The sequence below is a fragment of the Paenibacillus sp. SAF-068 genome (assembly GCF_051967555.1).
Classification (GTDB): Bacteria; Bacillota; Bacilli; order Paenibacillales; family Paenibacillaceae; genus Paenibacillus.
Genome location: NZ_JBQCJX010000011.1, coordinates 1 through 18,524, shown reverse-complemented (window position 1 = coordinate 18,524; position 18,524 = coordinate 1). Strand labels below are relative to the sequence as shown.

General features: G+C 44.8%; 27 protein-coding genes and 1 pseudogene. 26 read left to right on the top strand and 2 right to left on the bottom strand.

Going from position 1 to position 18,524, the window contains the following annotated elements:
* The first annotated feature begins 6 nt into the window (after positions 1-6).
* The 23 genes and pseudogenes from rpsH to ACTHPG_RS27350 all read left to right on the top strand — a co-directional run bounded on the left by rpsH (position 7) and on the right by ACTHPG_RS27350 (position 14,449).
* On the top strand, positions 7-405 hold the full coding sequence (rpsH, locus tag ACTHPG_RS27460; RefSeq protein WP_017692088.1) for a 30S ribosomal protein S8: 399 nt from the start codon (positions 7-9) through the stop codon (positions 403-405).
* Positions 406-435: 30 nt separating this feature from the next.
* Entirely contained in the window at positions 436-978 is a 543-nt protein-coding gene (gene rplF, locus ACTHPG_RS27455; protein ID WP_017692089.1) for a 50S ribosomal protein L6, read from the top strand.
* A 117-nt stretch (positions 979-1,095) separates the two neighbouring features.
* On the top strand, positions 1,096-1,464 hold the full coding sequence (rplR, locus tag ACTHPG_RS27450) for a 50S ribosomal protein L18 (RefSeq protein ID WP_062836186.1): 369 nt from the start codon (positions 1,096-1,098) through the stop codon (positions 1,462-1,464).
* Between the two features lie 27 nt (positions 1,465-1,491).
* Complete coding sequence (gene rpsE, locus ACTHPG_RS27445; RefSeq protein WP_017692091.1) at positions 1,492-1,989, top strand: 30S ribosomal protein S5; 498 nt, start codon at positions 1,492-1,494, stop codon at positions 1,987-1,989.
* A 13-nt stretch (positions 1,990-2,002) separates the two neighbouring features.
* Entirely contained in the window at positions 2,003-2,188 is a 186-nt protein-coding gene (rpmD, locus tag ACTHPG_RS27440; RefSeq protein WP_017692092.1) for a 50S ribosomal protein L30, read from the top strand.
* Positions 2,189-2,231: 43 nt separating this feature from the next.
* Complete coding sequence (gene rplO, locus ACTHPG_RS27435; RefSeq protein WP_062836188.1) at positions 2,232-2,672, top strand: 50S ribosomal protein L15; 441 nt, start codon at positions 2,232-2,234, stop codon at positions 2,670-2,672.
* Positions 2,672-3,970, top strand: a complete 1,299-nt coding sequence (gene secY / locus ACTHPG_RS27430) for a preprotein translocase subunit SecY (protein ID WP_047841120.1) — start codon at positions 2,672-2,674, stop codon at positions 3,968-3,970. The genes rplO and secY overlap by 1 nt, the downstream gene beginning before the upstream one ends.
* 90 nt (positions 3,971-4,060) lie before the next feature.
* Complete coding sequence (locus ACTHPG_RS27425) at positions 4,061-4,705, top strand: adenylate kinase (RefSeq protein WP_036607188.1); 645 nt, start codon at positions 4,061-4,063, stop codon at positions 4,703-4,705.
* A gap of 3 nt (positions 4,706-4,708) precedes the next feature.
* Complete coding sequence (map, locus tag ACTHPG_RS27420; protein ID WP_440392486.1) at positions 4,709-5,461, top strand: type I methionyl aminopeptidase; 753 nt, start codon at positions 4,709-4,711, stop codon at positions 5,459-5,461.
* Positions 5,462-5,471: 10 nt separating this feature from the next.
* Entirely contained in the window at positions 5,472-5,780 is a 309-nt protein-coding gene (locus ACTHPG_RS27415) for a KOW domain-containing RNA-binding protein (RefSeq protein ID WP_017692097.1), read from the top strand.
* A gap of 3 nt (positions 5,781-5,783) precedes the next feature.
* Positions 5,784-5,999 (top strand): translation initiation factor IF-1, encoded by a 216-nt coding sequence (infA, locus tag ACTHPG_RS27410; protein ID WP_017692098.1) that lies wholly within the window; start codon positions 5,784-5,786, stop codon positions 5,997-5,999.
* Positions 6,000-6,150: 151 nt separating this feature from the next.
* Positions 6,151-6,264, top strand: coding sequence for a 50S ribosomal protein L36 (gene rpmJ / locus ACTHPG_RS27405; RefSeq protein ID WP_003333770.1), 114 nt, complete (start codon positions 6,151-6,153; stop codon positions 6,262-6,264).
* Between the two features lie 20 nt (positions 6,265-6,284).
* Positions 6,285-6,653, top strand: coding sequence for a 30S ribosomal protein S13 (gene rpsM, locus ACTHPG_RS27400; protein WP_062329455.1), 369 nt, complete (start codon positions 6,285-6,287; stop codon positions 6,651-6,653).
* A gap of 19 nt (positions 6,654-6,672) precedes the next feature.
* Positions 6,673-7,068: a 30S ribosomal protein S11 gene (rpsK, locus tag ACTHPG_RS27395; RefSeq protein ID WP_017692100.1), complete on the top strand. Its 396-nt coding sequence runs from the start codon at positions 6,673-6,675 to the stop codon at positions 7,066-7,068.
* A 136-nt stretch (positions 7,069-7,204) separates the two neighbouring features.
* Positions 7,205-8,149: a DNA-directed RNA polymerase subunit alpha gene (locus ACTHPG_RS27390; RefSeq protein ID WP_017692101.1), complete on the top strand. Its 945-nt coding sequence runs from the start codon at positions 7,205-7,207 to the stop codon at positions 8,147-8,149.
* Positions 8,150-8,183: 34 nt separating this feature from the next.
* Entirely contained in the window at positions 8,184-8,549 is a 366-nt protein-coding gene (rplQ, locus tag ACTHPG_RS27385; protein ID WP_017692102.1) for a 50S ribosomal protein L17, read from the top strand.
* 159 nt (positions 8,550-8,708) lie between these two features.
* Positions 8,709-9,482 (top strand): tRNA pseudouridine(38-40) synthase TruA, encoded by a 774-nt coding sequence (gene truA, locus ACTHPG_RS27380; protein WP_440392485.1) that lies wholly within the window; start codon positions 8,709-8,711, stop codon positions 9,480-9,482.
* A 204-nt stretch (positions 9,483-9,686) separates the two neighbouring features.
* The gene (gene rplM / locus ACTHPG_RS27375; protein ID WP_024633564.1) at positions 9,687-10,124 is read left to right on the top strand and encodes a 50S ribosomal protein L13; all 438 of its coding nucleotides are present in this window, start codon (positions 9,687-9,689) and stop codon (positions 10,122-10,124) included.
* Between the two features lie 19 nt (positions 10,125-10,143).
* Entirely contained in the window at positions 10,144-10,536 is a 393-nt protein-coding gene (gene rpsI, locus ACTHPG_RS27370; protein ID WP_017692105.1) for a 30S ribosomal protein S9, read from the top strand.
* Positions 10,537-11,308: 772 nt separating this feature from the next.
* On the top strand, positions 11,309-12,001 hold the full coding sequence (locus ACTHPG_RS27365) for a phosphoadenylyl-sulfate reductase (RefSeq protein ID WP_440392484.1): 693 nt from the start codon (positions 11,309-11,311) through the stop codon (positions 11,999-12,001).
* Between the two features lie 15 nt (positions 12,002-12,016).
* A pseudogene (locus ACTHPG_RS27360) lies at positions 12,017-12,445 on the top strand (hypothetical protein).
* 68 nt (positions 12,446-12,513) lie between these two features.
* Positions 12,514-13,269: an N-acetylmuramoyl-L-alanine amidase CwlD gene (gene cwlD / locus ACTHPG_RS27355; RefSeq protein WP_440392483.1), complete on the top strand. Its 756-nt coding sequence runs from the start codon at positions 12,514-12,516 to the stop codon at positions 13,267-13,269.
* 79 nt (positions 13,270-13,348) lie between these two features.
* Positions 13,349-14,449 (top strand): P-loop NTPase, encoded by a 1,101-nt coding sequence (locus ACTHPG_RS27350; protein WP_440392482.1) that lies wholly within the window; start codon positions 13,349-13,351, stop codon positions 14,447-14,449.
* 88 nt (positions 14,450-14,537) lie between these two features.
* Here ACTHPG_RS27350 and gerD read toward each other — a convergent pair whose 3' ends face one another.
* Positions 14,538-15,287 carry a spore germination lipoprotein GerD gene (gene gerD, locus ACTHPG_RS27345; protein WP_440392481.1) on the bottom strand — a complete coding sequence of 250 codons (750 nt, stop codon included), beginning with the start codon at positions 15,285-15,287 and terminating at the stop codon, positions 14,538-14,540.
* A 125-nt stretch (positions 15,288-15,412) separates the two neighbouring features.
* On the opposite strand from gerD, the gene ACTHPG_RS27340 reads away from it, so the two are divergent.
* Positions 15,413-16,045: a KinB-signaling pathway activation protein gene (locus ACTHPG_RS27340; RefSeq protein ID WP_440392480.1), complete on the top strand. Its 633-nt coding sequence runs from the start codon at positions 15,413-15,415 to the stop codon at positions 16,043-16,045.
* Between the two features lie 119 nt (positions 16,046-16,164).
* On the opposite strand, the gene pdaB is transcribed toward ACTHPG_RS27340, so the two are convergent.
* Positions 16,165-16,941 (bottom strand): polysaccharide deacetylase family sporulation protein PdaB, encoded by a 777-nt coding sequence (gene pdaB, locus ACTHPG_RS27335; RefSeq protein ID WP_440392479.1) that lies wholly within the window; start codon positions 16,939-16,941, stop codon positions 16,165-16,167.
* Between the two features lie 121 nt (positions 16,942-17,062).
* On the opposite strand from pdaB, the gene ACTHPG_RS27330 reads away from it, so the two are divergent.
* Both ACTHPG_RS27330 and ACTHPG_RS27325 read left to right on the top strand, forming a co-directional pair.
* Complete coding sequence (locus ACTHPG_RS27330) at positions 17,063-17,680, top strand: stage II sporulation protein M (protein WP_440392478.1); 618 nt, start codon at positions 17,063-17,065, stop codon at positions 17,678-17,680.
* 156 nt (positions 17,681-17,836) lie between these two features.
* Positions 17,837-18,067: a hypothetical protein gene (locus tag ACTHPG_RS27325; RefSeq protein ID WP_017692114.1), complete on the top strand. Its 231-nt coding sequence runs from the start codon at positions 17,837-17,839 to the stop codon at positions 18,065-18,067.
* Positions 18,068-18,524 lie beyond the last annotated feature (457 nt).

Genomic DNA, 18,524 nt, shown 5'->3' with positions numbered 1-18,524 from the left:
CTCACAATGACTATGTCTGATCCAATTGCAGATATGCTTACTCGTATTCGTAACGCGAACACTGTTCGTCACGAAACGGTAGAAATGCCTGCTTCGACAATGAAAAAACAAATCGCCGACATCCTGAAGCGTGAAGGTTTCATCCGTGACGCTGAAGTTATCGATGATAACAAACAAGGGATTATCCGTGTTTTCCTGAAATACGGTCAAAATAACGAGCGCGTTATCACTGGTCTGAAAAGAATCAGTAAACCTGGTCTTCGTGTTTACACGAAAAGCAACGAAGTACCTCGTGTACTTGGTGGCCTGGGAATCGCGATCATCTCGACATCTAAAGGTATCATGACGGACAAAGAAGCTCGTCAATCGAAATCCGGCGGAGAAGTCGTTTGCTACGTTTGGTAATATAACGTCACAAGATAGGAGGTGCAACATATGTCTCGTATTGGTCGCAAACCAATCACAGTACCAAGTGGTGTAGACATCACCCTGGACAACACCGTTATTACGGTAAAAGGACCAAAAGGAACTTTGACTCGTGAGCTTCATAAAGACATGAAGGTTACAGTTGAAAATAACGAAATCACAGTTGTGCGTCCTTCCGATAACAAAACTCACCGTTCTTTGCACGGCACAACGCGTAGCGTTGTAAACAACATGGTGAGCGGCGTTACTGAAGGATTCGCAAAATCTCTGGAATTGGTTGGGGTCGGATATCGTGCAAGCAAATCCGGAGATAAAATCGTTCTGAACGTTGGCTACTCTCACCCGGTTGAAATTACACCGGAAGCGGGAATCGAATTCGAAGTACCTTCGAATACGAAAATCATCGTTCGCGGAATCGACAAAGAGCGCGTAGGTGCTTACGCTGCTAAAATCCGTTCCGTACGTGAACCTGAGCCGTACAAAGGTAAAGGTATTAAATATGAAGGCGAGCGTATCATCCGTAAGGAAGGTAAAGCCGGTAAGAAGAAATAAGATTTCTCTTACCGCCTTTGCGCGGCTTTCGGCTTGCTTGCTTCGTGTGCTACTAATATACCCCGTGGCTTCTGCTTTGAAGCCAGCGAGGTAACCTGAAAGGAGTGAATCTTTGAGATGATTACGAAACCAGATAAAAATAAGGCTCGTCTGAAAAGACACCTTCGTGTTCGTAAGAAAATCCAAGGAACGGCAACACGTCCTCGTTTGAACGTATTCCGTTCTGGTAAACATATGTACGCTCAAATCATCGATGATGTTGCTGGTGTAACAATCGCTTCCGCGTCTACCGTAGACAAAGAATTGAGCACTGACATCAAAAATGGTGCATCTGTTGAATCAGCTCGTAAAGTTGGCGAACTCGTTGCTAAACGTGCGAAAGACAAAGGTGTTTCCAACATCGTATTTGACCGTAGCGGATATCTGTACCATGGTCGTATCGCAGCTTTGGCTGAAGCGGCTCGTGAAGCAGGACTTGAGTTTTAAGATATTTTTCAAAAGGAGGTTAACGACTTGCGTGTAGATCCGAATACTTTGGAACTGACTGAAAGAGTTGTAAATATTAATCGCGTAGCTAAAGTAGTAAAAGGCGGACGCCGTTTCAGCTTTAGCGCACTGGTTGTAGTCGGCGACGGCAACGGCTGGGTTGGAGCTGGTATCGGTAAAGCGGGCGAAGTACCTGATGCAATTCGCAAAGGTATTGAAGACGCTAAGAAAAACCTTGTACACGTTCCACTCGTAGGAACATCGATTCCTCACTTGGTAACAGGTAAGTTCGGCGCAGGACGCGTGCTGTTGAAACCAGCATCTGAAGGTACTGGTGTTATCGCTGGTGGTCCTGTACGTGCGGTTCTCGAACTTGCTGGTGTAGGTGACATTTTGACAAAATCTCTGGGTTCTTCGAATTCCATGAACATGGTCAATGCGACTTTGGAAGGTTTGTCCCGTTTGAAGCGTGCTGAAGACGTGGCTAAACTGCGCGGAAAATCCGTCGAAGAGCTTCTGGGTTAAGGAGGGAATTCTCATGGCTAAATTAGAAATTACCCTCGTCCGCAGCTTGATCGGACGTCCGGAGACGCAAAGAACAACTGTGAAAACATTGGGTTTGCGCAAAATCAATAGCAAAGTGGTACAAAACGACAATCCTGCCATCCGTGGTATGATTAACAAAGTAAGCCACTTAGTTGCTGTTAAAGAAGTAGAAGCTTAAAAACGGGTTAATCCCACAAATCTTTAAGGAGGTGCAACGAACGATGAAGTTACATGAGCTTTCACCATCTCCTGGATCCCGCAAAGAACGTAAACGTCTTGGTCGCGGTCCAAGTAGTGGTACAGGTAAAACATCAGGTCGCGGTCACAAAGGACAAAACGCTCGTTCTGGCGGTGGAGTACGTCCAGGCTTCGAAGGTGGACAAAATCCATTGTATCGTCGCTTGCCAAAACGTGGTTTTGTAAACCCAACTCGCAAAGAATATGCAGTTGTGAATACTGAAGACCTGAACAGTTTTGCTGCGGGTACTGAAGTAACTCCAGAATTCTTGATGACGAATGGCGTAGTTAAAAACGCTAAATCCGGAATCAAAATCCTGGGTAACGGTGATGTCACTGTGAAGCTGACTGTTAAAGCTAACAAGTTTTCTCAATCTGCTATTGAGAAAATTGAAGCTGCCGGCGGTACAACTGAGGTGATTTAATGTTCAAGACCCTAAAGAATATCTGGCGGGTTGAAGATCTGCGCAAAAGGGTATTATTTACCCTTTTTGTACTGATCATTTACCGCATCGGCTCCTTTGTTCCCGTTCCGGGAGTTAACAAAGATGTGTTCGAAGCGACAAATTCTGCGGGTAAAGAAGTTTTTGGACTTCTCAATACGTTCTCGGGTGGAGCGCTCTTCCAGTTCTCGATATTTGCGCTCGGGATCGTGCCTTACATCACTGCGTCTATCATAGTACAGTTGCTTTCCATGGACGTTATTCCTAAATTAGCGGAGTGGGCAAAGCAAGGTGAACAAGGTAAGAAGAAATCTGCACAGTTGACCCGTTATTTAACCATCGGGCTGGCATTGATTCAAGCGTTTGGTACGTCGATCGGATTCAACCGCTTGTACAATACAGAGATGGTGCCTAACGCTACATTTGCAGATTATATCTTGATCGCAATTGTACTTACGGCCGGTACTTCATTCCTGATGTGGCTTGGTGAGCAAATCACCGAGAAGGGCATAGGAAACGGGATTTCGATCTTGATCTTTGCGGGTATCCTATCAACGGTGCCTAACATTATCAAACAAACGATCGAATCCGACTTCATTCAACCTGACCAACTGTTTATGAATATTCTGAAAGGTGTAATCATCGCAATTGTTATTGTGTTGATCATCATAGGGGTCATTTACATTCAGCAGGCGATTCGGAAAATTCCTGTACAGTACGCGAAACGTGTCGTAGGTAACAAAATGTACGGTGGACAGAATACACATATCCCGCTGAAAATTAATGCAGCAGGTGTTATCCCTGTCATCTTTGCTTCATCGCTGTTGATGTTCCCAACGATCATCGCCAACTTCTGGGCAGATCGCCTCTGGGCACAGTGGATCGGACAGAACCTGACTACACACAAACCTCTGGGTATGTTGCTGTATGTTGTGATGATCTTCGGTTTCACATTCTTCTATACTTTCGTACAGATGAATCCACAGCAGATGGCTGATAATATGAAAAAGAACGGCGGTTACATCCCAGGCATTCGCCCGGGTAAAGCAACCGAGAAATATCTGACCCGTGTCATGACTCGTTTGACAATGGCCGGAGCCATCTTCTTGGCAGTCATTTCCGTTCTGCCTGTATTCTTAGGGGCACTTTCTGGTTTGCCTCAATCTGCGCAAATTGGAGGAACATCCCTCCTGATCGTTATCGGTGTTGCGCTGGATACGATGAAGCAAATCGAAAGCCAATTGATCAAACGCCACTACAAAGGTTTTATCAATAAATAGGCAATAGGTACCGGTCGAGTGAAGATTTACTTGCCGGCACCTATTGTGCTGTTTGTTGATGTAGGGTAGTCTTGGAGGGAGTGACATAACGTGAACATCCTATTCATGGGCCCTCCGGGGGCAGGAAAAGGAACGCAAGCAGACGTCATCGTGAAAGAGTTCGGTATTCCCCATATTTCAACAGGCGATGCATTTCGTCTCGCGATCAAACAGGGAACTCCCATTGGCATGAAAGCCAAGGAATATATGGATCAAGGATTGCTTGTACCAGATGATGTAACCATTGGCATCGTTGAAGAACGTTTGCAGCAGCCTGACTGCAGAGAAGGTTTCCTCTTGGATGGTTTTCCAAGAACCCTTTCGCAAGCAGAAGCGCTTGATGGCATTCTGGATCGATTGAACTCAGGTCTCGATCATGTAATCAACCTGAAAGTGGATCGCAACAAATTGCTCGCTCGTTTGACGGGTCGTAGAATTTGTAAAAATTGTGGTTCCACTTATCATGTGGTATTCAATCCGCCTAAGCAGGAAGGTATTTGTGATAAATGCGCTGGTGAATTGTATCAACGCTCTGATGATAATGAAGAGAGTGTAGGTACACGACTGGACGAGTATATCAACAAAACAGCACCACTCCTCACGTTCTATGAGACTAAAGGTCTTCTTCGTCAAATGAACGGAGAACAGGATATCGATCAAGTTTCTCAAGAAATCGTGTCCTTACTGAGAGGTTAATTGATGATCATTGGTAAGTCCGAAACGGAACTGGGCTTGATGAGGGAAGCAGGGAGAATTGTTGCGGAAACGCATCGTCTCTTGGCAGAGCATATCGCTCCCGGTATTACGACTGGAGAACTTGACCATATGGCCGATCAATATATCCGCAGTCAAGGAGCTGTGCCGTCTTTCAAAGGTTATAACGGTTTCCCTGCCAGTGTGTGCGCTTCAGTAAATGAAGAGTTGGTACATGGATTTCCCGGCAAACGCAAGTTGAACGAGGGCGATATCGTTACGTTTGACATTGGCGCGCAGTACCAGGGGTATCATGGAGATTCCGCCTGGACTTATCCAGTCGGCCGTATTTCCGAAGAAGCCCGTCGTCTTCTGGACGTTACCGAGGCTTCGTTATACGCAGGTCTGGCGCTGGTAAAACCGGACGTTCGCTTGTTTACAATATCTCATGCGATTCAGAAATATATTGAAGATGAAGGGTTCTCCGTAGTTCGTGAATATGTCGGTCACGGCATAGGCGCAGATCTGCACGAAGAACCACAGATTCCGAACTATGGTCTTCCCGATCGGGGACCACGGCTTAAAGCGGGCATGGTGCTGGCCATAGAGCCGATGGTTAACGTAGGTAGACGGTATGTGAAAACGTTGGAAGATAACTGGACTGTCGTCACGGTTGATGGAAAGTTATGTGCCCACTTTGAACACACCGTAGCAGTTACACCTGATGGTATGGAAATTTTCACGAAACTGGATGCGTAGGTGATAAGGCATGAACAATCAGTCTAATCCGCAGCTCGGTCAACTTGTGAAGATCCGTAAAGGCCGCAATGCGGACCAAGCCGCAGTAATTGTTGCTATAGCGGACAGTAAGTTCGTATATATTGCGGATGGAGACAAACGTAAGTTTGATCAACCCAAGAAGAAGAATCTTCTTCATCTTGAACTCCAGCCCATGATTAGCAGCGAGGTTGTGAACAGTTTAAACGAGAGTGGTCGGGTGACAAATGGAAAGCTCCGTTATGCGGTTCATTCATTTTTGGAATCCACCAACATTCAAGCTGAAGAGAAAGGAGACTGACTAATGGCCAAGGAAGATGTCATTGAAGTGGAAGGTACGGTTCTTGAACCGCTACCGAATGCAACATTCAAGGTTGAGCTTGAGAACGGTCATCAAATTCTCGCTCACGTTTCCGGAAAACTGCGGATGCACTTTATTCGTATCCTGACTGGAGACAAAGTAGTTGTTCAGTTATCGCCTTATGATTTAACAAAAGGTCGTATAACTTACCGTAAATAGTAGTAGACAGTTGCAATGAACTGTGAAGCTTATGAGCGGGTTTTGCCCGGCAAAACTTGCGAAAGCTTCGAAGCCGGTTTTACAATAGTAGAACAAGGTCAATGCTTACGAAGAGGGTTTTGCTAAGCAAAACTTTGAGGAGGTAATTCACATGAAGGTAAGACCTTCGGTCAAGCCGATTTGCGAAAAATGCAAAGTCATTCGCCGCAAAGGGAATGTTATGGTTATCTGTGAAAATCCGAAACACAAACAAAAACAAGGTTAAAGAAGGGGGTGTAGCGTAAAATGGCACGTATAGCTGGTGTGGATTTGCCACGTGATAAGCGCGTTGAGATCGCCTTGACTTATATTTTCGGAATCGGTAAAACGACTTCCCAGAAAATTCTGAGCACAACAGGCATCAATCCGGACACTCGTGTTCGTGATTTGACGGAAGATGAAGTCAGCAAATTGCGTGAAAGTATCGATAAAGAGGTCAAAGTAGAAGGTGACCTGCGTCGAGAAATCTCTTTGAATATTAAACGTTTGACGGAGATCGGTTGTTACCGTGGAGTTCGTCATCGTCGTGGTCTGCCTGTTCGTGGACAACGTACGAAAACGAATGCTCGTACTCGTAAAGGTCCTCGTCGTACAGTAGCGAACAAGAAGAAATAATAAGGGGGGATAAGAGAAAATGGCTAAACCGAAAAAAGTCGTACGTACTAAACGTCGTGACCGTAAGAATATTGAATCTGGCGTGGCACATATCCGTTCCACTTTCAATAACACTATCGTTACTATTACGGATCCTCACGGAAATGCAATTTCGTGGGCAAGCTCAGGCGGCCTCGGATTCAGAGGTTCCCGTAAATCGACTCCGTTTGCTGCACAAATGGCTGCTGAGACTGCTGCCAAAGCTGCAATGGAACATGGGATGAAAGCCGTTGAGGTTATGGTTAAAGGACCAGGCGCAGGCCGTGAAGCAGCGATCCGCTCTTTGCAAGCTGCTGGTCTTGAAGTTAACCTGATCAAAGACGTAACTCCAGTCCCGCATAACGGATGCCGTCCTCCAAAACGTCGTCGTGTCTAATGAGATTTGCCCCTGCGTGTGGTATATTTCCGGCACAATCTGCTAATAATGGTTGTTTAGGCATACTACTACATGTTTTCGCAAGAGAAGGTAAATGTTTCATAGAGGACCGACGTTTTGAAGGAGGGGTATTGCAGTGATTGAAATCGAAAAGCCGAAAATTGAGACGGTAGACGTCAACGATGATGGCACCTATGGGAAATTCGTAGTAGAACCGCTTGAGCGCGGATACGGTACGACGCTTGGAAACTCGCTTCGCCGAATCTTGCTCTCGTCACTGCCGGGTGCGGCAGTGTCTTCGGTTCAAATCGATGGCGTTCTGCATGAATTTGCTACAGTTCCTGGCGTAATGGAAGATGTTACGGAGGTTATTCTTAACCTGAAAGCTTTGTCGCTTAAGATTCATTCGGATGAGGAGAAAGTGCTCGAGATTGATGCTGAAGGCGAAGGAGCAATTACGGCTGGAGATATCCGTGCTGACTCCGATGTGGAAATCCTTAACCCGGATCTTCACATTGCTACGCTCGGACCAGGTTCGAGACTTCACATGCGTATTTTTGCCAATCGCGGTCGCGGCTACGTCCAGGCAGATCGGAATAAACGCGATGACCAGCCGATCGGCGTCATCCCAGTCGATTCCATCTTCACCCCGATCAGTCGCGTTAACTACGCTGTGGAAAATACGCGTGTCGGTCAAGTGACCAACTATGACAAGCTCACGTTGGAAGTTTGGACTGATGGAAGTATTCGTCCTGAAGAGGCAGTAAGCCTCGGCGCTAAAATTTTGACTGAGCATTTGATGCTCTTCGTGGGTCTTACAGACGAAGCGAAAGATGCAGAGATCATGGTCGAAAAAGAAGAAGACAAAAAAGAAAAAGTACTCGAAATGACGATCGAAGAGCTGGATCTCTCTGTTCGTTCCTACAACTGCCTCAAACGTGCCGGTATTAATACCGTGCAAGAGCTGACTACGAAAACGGAAGAAGACATGATGAAAGTCCGTAACCTCGGACGCAAGTCTTTGGAAGAAGTTCAAGAGAAGCTTGAGGAACTTGGTTTGGGACTCCGTACAGAAGAATAGACAGCCGAGTGCTTGAAGTGAAGGAGGGAAAACAATGGCATACCAAAAGTTGGGCCGTAATTCCAGCGCACGTAAAGCTTTGTTCCGTGACCTGGTAACCGACCTGTTCTTATACGAACGCATTCAGACAACTGAAGCGAAAGCAAAAGAGGTTCGCTCTATTGCTGAAAAACTGATCACTAAAGCGAAAAAGGGAGATCTTCATGCCCGTCGCCAAGTGGCAGCTTATGTTCGCCGCGAAACTATCGATGGTGAGCAAGATGCAATCCAAAAACTGTTTAGCGAATTGTCCGGTCGTTACGCTGAGCGTCCAGGTGGATACACTCGTATCCTGAAACTGGGACCTCGTCGTGGTGACGCAGCGCCAATGGTTTACTTGGAACTGGTAGACCGCGCGTAAAACAGATGAGATGAGGAAAGGGGACAGAATCAACGATTCTGGATTAACCCTTTTTTTCTCTTCATTTCGGAATTCGTGCTGTAATAGAAGCTCCGTAAGGGGCTTCTTTTGCTGTTCGGGATAGGGATATGTATAGTATGGAACAAAGGTGTGGTAATAATGCGGAACTTATGTATGACGTTAACTTATGATGGCACTGCCTATTACGGCTTCCAAGTACAACCGGGAGGGAATACCATTCAGGACCATCTTGAAGATGCAATTCGTGCTTTGACCGGTGAGTCTGTTAAGATTACAGGTTCAGGCCGAACAGATGCAGGCGTTCACGCTCGCAGACAGATCTTCAATTTTCCTACGGAATCCCAGATCCCGATTGAACGTTGGTGTATTGCACTCAACTCGAGATTACCCTCTGATATTGTCGTTATTGATGCGATTGAAGTTTCGGCTGATTTTCATTCTCGCTATGCGGCGAAAAAGAAAACGTATCGTTATACAGTCAATGCGAATCAATTTCCGGATGTATTCAACAGAAGACTGCAGTATCATCATCATGCGAAGCTTGATATTAAGGCCATGCAGGAAGGATTACGACATTTCATAGGAACGTATGATTATACCTCTTTTGCTTCACGCAAGTCTCAGAAAGAGAATCATGTCCGTTCGGTATACGAAGCATGGATTGAAGTGGACCGTTCAATGTGCAGAGACCATCCGCGCGATCAGGGTGTCATTCACATTTATGTGAGTGGTAACGGCTTTTTGCAGCATATGGTTCGTATCATTGTAGGGACACTGCTGGAGATCGGAGAGGGCAAACGGAAAGCCTCTGATGTACCGAATATGATTGCTGCATGTAATCGATCTGCTGCAGGACCTACTGCAGTTAGCTGCGGTTTAATGCTCTGGGATCTTGAATACAAAAAAGATTAAATTTGGTGAGTGAAAAGCTTAATTAACACTTGCGATTTAATCGCCTATCATGTAATATAAAAGTTGTGTTTTCTTAATGGCTTTCCCACAGCCCCAATTAAGAGGTTCACATCAAATTTACAATCCATCAACACCTAAAGTTATAACTTAACGAACGAAGATAAATGAAAATGATGATTTTGAACATTTAAGGAGGAACTTTTCATGCGTACTACGTACATGGCGAAGCCTAACGAAGTTGAGCGCCAATGGCACATCATTGATGCTGAAGGCAAAACCCTCGGACGTTTGGCGAGCGAAGCAGCTGCTTTGATTCGCGGCAAACACAAGCCACAATTCACTCCACATGTGGACACTGGCGATTTCGTTGTTATCATCAATGCTGAGAAAATCGTATTGACTGGTAAGAAAATGCAAGGTAAAAAATACTACCGTCACTCGATGCACCCAGGTGGTTTGAAAGTAACTACAGCTGAAGAGATGGTTAAAAACAAACCTGAGCGTATGTTGGAATTGGCTGTTCGCGGTATGCTTCCTAAAACTCGCATGGGCGAGAAAATGAAGTTGAGACTTAAAGCGTACAGAGGCACTGAGCATCCACATGCAGCACAAAAACCAGAAGTTTACGAACTTCGCGGTTAATTAAAAGGAGGACAGTTTCATGGCACAAGTACAATACTATGGGACAGGTCGTCGTAAACATTCGGTAGCACGTGTTCGCCTTGTACCGGGTGAAGGACGCATTGTCATCAATAAACGTGATATTAATGAATACTTCGGTTTGGAAACACTCAAACTGATCGTAAAACAACCACTGAACTTGACAGAAACGCTGAACAACTATGACGTTCTTGTTATTGCTCATGGTGGCGGAATCTCCGGTCAAGCCGGCGCAATCCGTCATGGTATCTCCCGCGCTCTGCTTAAAGCAGATCCGGAATACCGTGCATCCCTGAAAAAAGCAGGATTCCTGACTCGTGACCCACGTATGAAAGAGCGTAAAAAATACGGTCTTAAAGCGGCTCGTCGCGCACCTCAGTTCTCCAAACGTTAATATTAAAAGCCTTTGGCCTCGGCCAAAGGCTTTTTTATATATTCATAACTATTCAGTCTGATACTTTAGATCTTAGTAAAGAGTTCTCATATTACTGATGCCTCTCCTTATGCTTGTACGTTTCCCTCTTTTAACGCAGCTTTATTGATCTCATCATGTCCCTCAGGACAGTCCTATATTATAGGTGTGAATGGATCGTACTGAACCTCTCTAATCGTTATAGATCATCTTCGCTTACCACTCGTTCTATTATACCTCCTTATAAAAGCATCTATTACCGCTCATGCCGGATTTCCTGAATGGACTCGGGTTATTGTTTTAGCATATATTCATAACTGCAAATCTTATCAGTTTTTCTTATGGAATTGATAAAAGTATCTTACATATCTTTCGCTAAATGTGCCAACGATACGGTCATTAAATCTTCTTCTTTTCTTCATTCACTTTCAATCGATCAGTGATTTTTTGACGCAGTTATTATCGTCATGAACTGTTCAACCCAGCAAGAACAAAGGTTTCCATGGGTAAGCAATGTATTTTCATTTGCCTAATGAACTGGATCAACAACATTGTTTTTATCTCATTAACAGAGAAATGGATAAATTGAACCAAAATATTGTGTGAGAGCAATGATCAAAAATGGTTCAACACTGATTTATTTTACCATATGGCAGGCATTGACATCCGCAATGAAAGATTTATACTAAACATAATTCATATTAGATTAGTCGGCTTTAAGTTTCATTGAAATGCAGAATGGGGGGAATCACAGATGAACTTGTTGGAGAAAGAGGAATTGGCACGGACGAAGGCTGAGGAACTGGAACATGCCAGTCCAGAGGATATCATTCGGTATGCTATTGAAACATTTCCCAATATCACTTTTGCTTGTAGCTTCGGAGCAGAGGATGTTGTACTTGTAGATATGTTGCAGAAGATCAGCCCATCGACAGATATTTTTTATCTGGATACTGATTTTCATTTCAAAGAAACATACGAAACACGGGACAAGATGCAGGAGAACTATAATCTTGAATTTGTACGCGTTTCACCTAAAATTACTCCGGAAGAGCAGGCAGCTCAGCACGGTGAAGAGTTGTGGAAGTCGGATCCCAATGGCTGCTGTAACATTCGTAAAGTTGAACCGTTAACACGTATTCTTTCACAGTATGATGCATGGATTACAGGTATTCGCAGAGATCAAGCACCAACTCGTGCTAACTCGAAAAAGGTTGAATATGATTCTAAATTTGGCCTGATGAAGTTTAATCCAATTGCCCACTGGACGACAGAGGATGTATGGCAATATATCCGTGAGAATAACGTTGTGTATAATCCTCTTCATGATCAGAACTACCCGAGTATTGGTTGTGAGCATTGCACACGTCAGGTTATGCCTGGTGAGGACCCTCGTGCTGGACGCTGGTCTGGTAATGATAAAACGGAATGTGGCCTTCATAAATAATAGATATACAAGGAGCTGACCCAGAAGACATCGATTCTGCCTCATGGAGGTACGCTGGTTCAGCGTATCGTACAAGGAGAAGAACGGGAGCAATTGTTGCAAGACAGTAAATGCTTATCCTCTTTACTTATTAATACCTGTACGATATCCGATTTGGATCTGATTGGTGTTGGTGCGTTCTCACCACTTTAAGGTTTCTTGAATGAGGAAGATTACCTTTCGGTTGTGTCTCGCATGCGTCTCGCAGATGGAACAGTCTGGAGTATACCGATTACACTTGCTGTTGATGATAAACAAGCCGTCCAGATTGGTGAGCAGTTGAAACTTTCCGGCACCAAAGTACGCGGGTTGCTCCGTGACGGCCAGTGCCCTCCACCTGAATTTACACGTCCTGAGGTAGCTGAGGTACTGATTGAAGGAATGGCGGAGCAAGTCCGGTCCTAACGGTATATTTGTCCATCTTGTCCCATATAGATGATTAGAGTCATTTATAGGGACGAGGTGGTTTTTTTATGCGTAAAAATATGGGGAAGCACTTTGTAGTCTGGATCAGGTTAAAAACAATCAAAAGGGTCATGCTGAGCCTCTGTCTGCTGGCCATGTTAGTGGCGGTAATGTCCTATGAACTGCCTTCCACAAAGACATCTGGTTATTGGAGTTTGCCGATGGCGGGTAAAGTCATTGCCATTGATGCAGGACACGGAGGTCCAGATGGAGGAGCCGTAAGTAAGCAGGGGGTTATTGAAAAAGATATCAACCTGTCGATCGCCTTGTATGTGAGGGATTATTTGCAACAGGCAGGGGCCCTAGTGGTTATGACACGAGAGATAGACACCGATTTGGCAGAATCGGACACCAAGGGGTATTCCAAACGCAAGACGGAAGATTTGAAACAAAGAGTACGGCGGATAGAGGATAAACAAGCAGATCTCTTTATTAGCATTCACATGAACAGTGTTCCATCCAACCGATGGAGTGGAGCGCAGGTTTTCTATACACCTAACCATCCGGATAACGAAGGTTTGGCTAATCTGCTTCAACAAGAGATGGTTCGTAATCTGGAGAATACGGATCGAATCGCCAAAACGGTGAATACGGTTTATCTGTTACAGGCTCTGAAGATACCTTCAGCGCTGGTAGAAGTGGGTTTTCTTTCTCATCCGGAAGAGGCACGTATGCTTGCGGATGAAGCGTATCAACGCAAGGTAGCTGCATCGATCTATAATGGGATTCTCAGATATTCCTCAGGGGAACGGCCTAAAAGTTAGTCAGAATAAGAAAGGTAATGATATAATTGGATCAGCATACCTAATTACATGCCAATAGATAAAGCTGAGGTGCTGTCTGATGTTATCAAAAGAACAGGTACTTGAACTATTACAGCCATTACAAGAACCACAATTGGGAGTAAGTCTGACTGAACTGGAATGGGTTCGAGATATTATGGTAAAAGAAAATCATGTGGCTCTGACCATAGTGACACTGGAAAATCGACCTGAGGATACAACAGCCTTGAGTGATGCAGCGCGTAATCTGTTGTCCCAGCACGGACTGAAGGACGTACATATTCGTGTGCGTGCAGCTTCTGAGCATGATCGTGAGAGCCTGAATATGGGACAACCCGATGAAGAGCCGGATCGGGACGAAGTGCTCGTAAAAGGTCATGCAGCGGGCCTGGATGGACATGAGCTGTTAAGTCCTGAATCAGGTGTTCGTTTTATTGCAGTGGCCAGCGGTAAAGGTGGCGTTGGCAAATCAACGGTAACCGTTAATCTCGCTGCAGCCTTGGCACGTCAAGGCAAAAAAGTGGGCTTAATTGATGCGGATATCTATGGCTTCAGCGTACCCGACATGATGGGGATTGAAGAATATCCGGTTGTTGAAGATGGTGTTATCCAACCGGTTGAACGTTTCGGAGTCAAAGTCATGTCGATGGGCTTCTTTATTCGGGAGAACAATCCAGTGATCTGGCGAGGGCCCATGCTTGGTCGGATGCTGCGTCAATTCTTTACCGATGTCCAGTGGGGCGAGTTGGATTATGTGTTATTGGATTTGCCACCAGGTACGGGAGATGTCGCTTTGGATGTGCATCAGATGTTGCCACAGAGCAAGGAAATTATCGTTACTACCCCGCATGCAACAGCGGCCTTTGTTGCAGCACGTGCGGGTGCAATGGCCATACAGACCGATCATGAGTTACTTGGTGTGGTTGAGAACATGGCTTACTATGAGTGTGGCAGTTGCGGAGAGAAGGATTATGTTTTTGGTCGAGGTGGCGGGGGAAGACTTGCGGAAAGTCTGCATACAAGCTTGCTTGCCCAGATTCCGTTAGGCACGCCGGATAATCATCCTTCTGAGCCTGATTTCTCACCTTCTGTCTACAAAGCAGATTCTCGTATCGGGGCTATCTATGATGAAGTGGCCCGGTCCATTGAATCCAAATTCTAATGGTATTGAGTGTTATAGATACAAATAAAGCCTGCGTCCACTTGGATGCAGGCTTTTCAGTATCTGTGGTGCACATTCACACCTGTGTTTATGATCCGCCGTCGCCCGAATCTCCACTGCCTCCACCATCTCCGCCGCCATCACTACCACCTTGACCGTCTTGCTGTCCGCCTTGCTCTTGCCCTTGTTTACCTCCGCTTTCTACTTTGGGTTGCAACTCGTCCTGTACTACTTTCTTGAGCAAAGTGAGTACTTCCATACGGAACAACGGGTTTTGCATCACTTCCTGCATGACAGTCATCGTCTGTTTACGATAATCCGGAGTCTTCGTCATATCCATGAACATCTTGGATACCTCAGGTGACTTCATGATGTCTTCAACAGACTTTTGATAGGTGGGATCTTTTATCAATTGCATATGAAGTTGTTTACTTTGTGCGTTGATTACTTTGGCAAATTCACCCGCAAACTGCGGATCGGTCATAATCTTTTCGAATTCTTTCTTATATTCGGGAGCTGTAATGGTATCTTTTACTGCAATACGTATTTGTTCCGAAGATTGCACAGGCATTAACATTTTCATACCAATGGATCCCGAAGCACCACCCGAACCGCCACCTTCTTCCGAACCGCTGCTTCCGCTCGATGAGCTTTGACCTGTAAGAGCTTCCTCCACTGCTTTCTTGCCTTCATCACTTTTCAAAATATCTACAACCATTGTTTTCATCTCTTTATAACTGCCCTGAGGAGGCGAAGAACTTTGATCTGAACCGCAGCCGGCAAGCATGACGGATAGCCCCAGTACGACACAGCATAGCTGCCACAAAGGCCGTTTCATGTTTACAATCCCTCCTTGATTAGATACTGGATGTAGTATGTGATGGGAAAGGGTGAAATATGTTGAGCAATGATGGTTTTTTGCTGAGAAGGTTGGTAAAATAAACACTCGGGGGTGGAAAACATTTGAATTTACGTAAATGGTTTTTCCTGTTTTGGACAGCCTTGCTTATTGGGGCCGCGGGAGCGTTAGGTACAGGATTGATTATGATGCTGGTGAACGGGGAGAAAACAAATGGGTTAAATGATTTTCTTCTGTATCTTTTGATCCTATTTGGATCAGGGGTTATGATCAGCGTGTATTCACAAATGGGTTTCTTTGCATATCTGATATTGAATTATATGGGTAAAGGTGTATTCCCAAAGCGCGGTTGGCAGATCGTGCAGGTTGTATTAACGGTGTTAGCCCTGTTTGACGTGATGTTTTTACGTCTGTTTGTTGGGGGAGACCGGGAGCGTATATCGGATATTGTGTTAGGTATCATTATTTTGGCAGCTGCAATTGTTACCGCTTACGTTAAAGTTAAGCTGACGCATATCTCCGCGCTCGTACCTACACTCTTTTTCATGATTGCCGTCACCATTGTGGAGACGATCGGCGTATTGCGTATTGATGTAAATGCTGCAACCATATTTATTGTGGTTCCCTTGCTCTTATGTAATGCATACCAAATGCTGATATTGCATAGGCTGGTGGATGTATCGGTGAAGCGCAGCGTAAGTGGAGAAGCAGAACAGATGAAAGAAAGTCGAGCATAAATTTCGTTTAGTATAAAACATACCAAAAAGAGCTAACCTGGTTAGCTCTTTTCAACTTTTACACTCTTTTTACACTCTGTCATTTGTATAGGAGCTGTAGTTCTGATTTAATTTTCCAATCACTGACCGCTGGCTTGATCACGGACTTCCTTACCCTCGACACTGGAATGGTTAAGCAACTCAGACACGGTTACGAATTCATAGCCCTGATTTTTTAATTTGTCGATAATGACAGGAAGTGCCTCATGAGTTTGTTTAGAAGAATCGCTTGCATGCAGAAGTACGATGTCCCCTGGATGTGCTTTGCTAACTACGCGATCAACAATGGTCTGTACACCGGGGTTTTTCCAATCCAAAGAGTCGGTGTCCCACTGAACGACCTGATAATTGAGACTATTGGCTACCTGAAGTACCCGCTTGTCAAAGTCCCCGTTGGGCAGACGCAGTAATTTCGGTTCTTTTCCCGTTAAATCGGTTAAAATGCTATGAGCTGTCGAAATTTCTTTGCGAATCTCATCCTCGGTCAGGCTGCTGTAGTTCTCATGTCTGTGCCCATGGCTGCCAATTTCATATCCTGCCTCTTTGATGGCAGTGACAATTTCGGGGTGTGTCTTGCTCCAGGGGGAGGAAAGGAAAAAGGTAGCCTTTTGCACTTTGTTTTCCTGAAGAACTTTCAGAATTGGCTCAGTACGTTTATCTCCCCAGCTAATGTCAAAGGTAAGTGCAATTACCTTCTTCTCGGTTGGAACGCTGTAGACGGCTGATGGTGCTTCCTCCGAGAATACGGAGACATTGCCACTCTCCAGATAAATAATACCGATCGCAAAGATGGCAGCAACGAGGACAATCAGGTACCGTTTAATCTTTTTGCCGCTAAATACATAGAACGAGTTCATTTCAATAAGCGCCCCTCTCCCATAAGAAATGCTTGTTTACTCTCCAATGTATGCTCGTACTCCCCAGTTATTCGTAACGAACCTTGTTTGTCCATCATTTTAGATTCTACAGGAGGTTATTATGTTAAAATTCAGTACATTTCTTAGAGATCTTGGTTCCATCCGCAGTGCCTTAATCTGGGCTGTGATATTGTTTGTCGTTGGAATAGGGGCAGGATGGGTGAGTACAGGGCCATTGGAAGAATTATTATTGAATCAAATTGGAGGACTACGTGAAGTCAGTGAACGGCTGGAGCAGGGGGGCAATGTGCAATGGAACTTCTTCCTGTTTATCTTTTTTAATAATGCGATCAAAAGTGTGCTTGTCATCTATGCCGGTATATTCTTCGGTATTCTGCCAGTCATTTTCCTGCTGATCAATGGTATGGTCCTTGGATTTGTAGTGCACACCACCATGAATTACGGAGCGAGCTTCTACGATATTGTGGTTAAAGGCTTGCTTCCGCATGGCATTATTGAGATTCCCGTCATTATTATTGCTTGCGCATTTGGATTGAAGTTGGGGGGCCTGGTGATTAAAAGTCTTGTACAACTTGGAAGTGATAAACGAAATACGATGGGTAGCCGGTGGAGAGCGTTTATAAACAGGACGCTAACAGCATCCTTCTGGGTTGTCATCTTGCTTCTTGTTGCAGCAATCATCGAAAGCACACTTACGTATACTCTGGTGAGAGGATAAAATTTTGTGATGGTTGGCATTCATAAATTTTCTGAAAGTTGACCATAACAATAAAACGGGTTCCTGCAGCACTCACAAAAAGCGAATGCACGGGGTGCTGCATGGAACTTGTGAAGGTGTGTGATAAAGAGGCTATGCACAAAAAGGAGAACTCTGATGCTGGGTATGTTGTTTAACGAGAAGGAATGCAAGGAACTGGACTATGTGCTGCGTAAAGAACTAGATGAGATGCTTTTCGATCTAAGTGATAATCGTCTTGACCAAGAGATCAAATATGCTATCGCGAGCCGATATAAGACTGTGTTCCGTATGTATGCACGCTTTGCCCCGCCAAAAGAGCTGTCCAAATATGCAAGAGGTGGGAAGCTGAAAAAGTCGAAGCCTTAATGCTGTAGCTGGTTATATATTGGGATTTACCGTAGTTGAAGTGAGGTGCGGCTCTTAATAGCGGGGGCTGTACCTCTGAACCGTGAAAGTGTGGAATTGTTGAGGGGATCATACTTTTTGTCGAAAAAGGGTTGACCTTTCTAAATTCATATGGTAAATTAATTTTCGTTCCTTTTTTAGGAGCGGTTCACCGAAACAAGCATGAAAATAAAACGATTGAAAAGAATCGAAAAAATAATGCTTGCAAAGAGAACTACAACATGATATATTATAAAAGTCGCCGCTGAAACGACGACAACATGAAAAATAGCACCAAATTGAATGTTTGATCTTTGAAAACTGAACAACGAGTGAGTAAACATTCTGCTTGCAGAATGAATGCGAAAGTTCGAGACAAGCCTTGGCTTGAATCGGCTGGAGCACAAATGAGATGTTTAATCTCGTCAGATTCAAAATG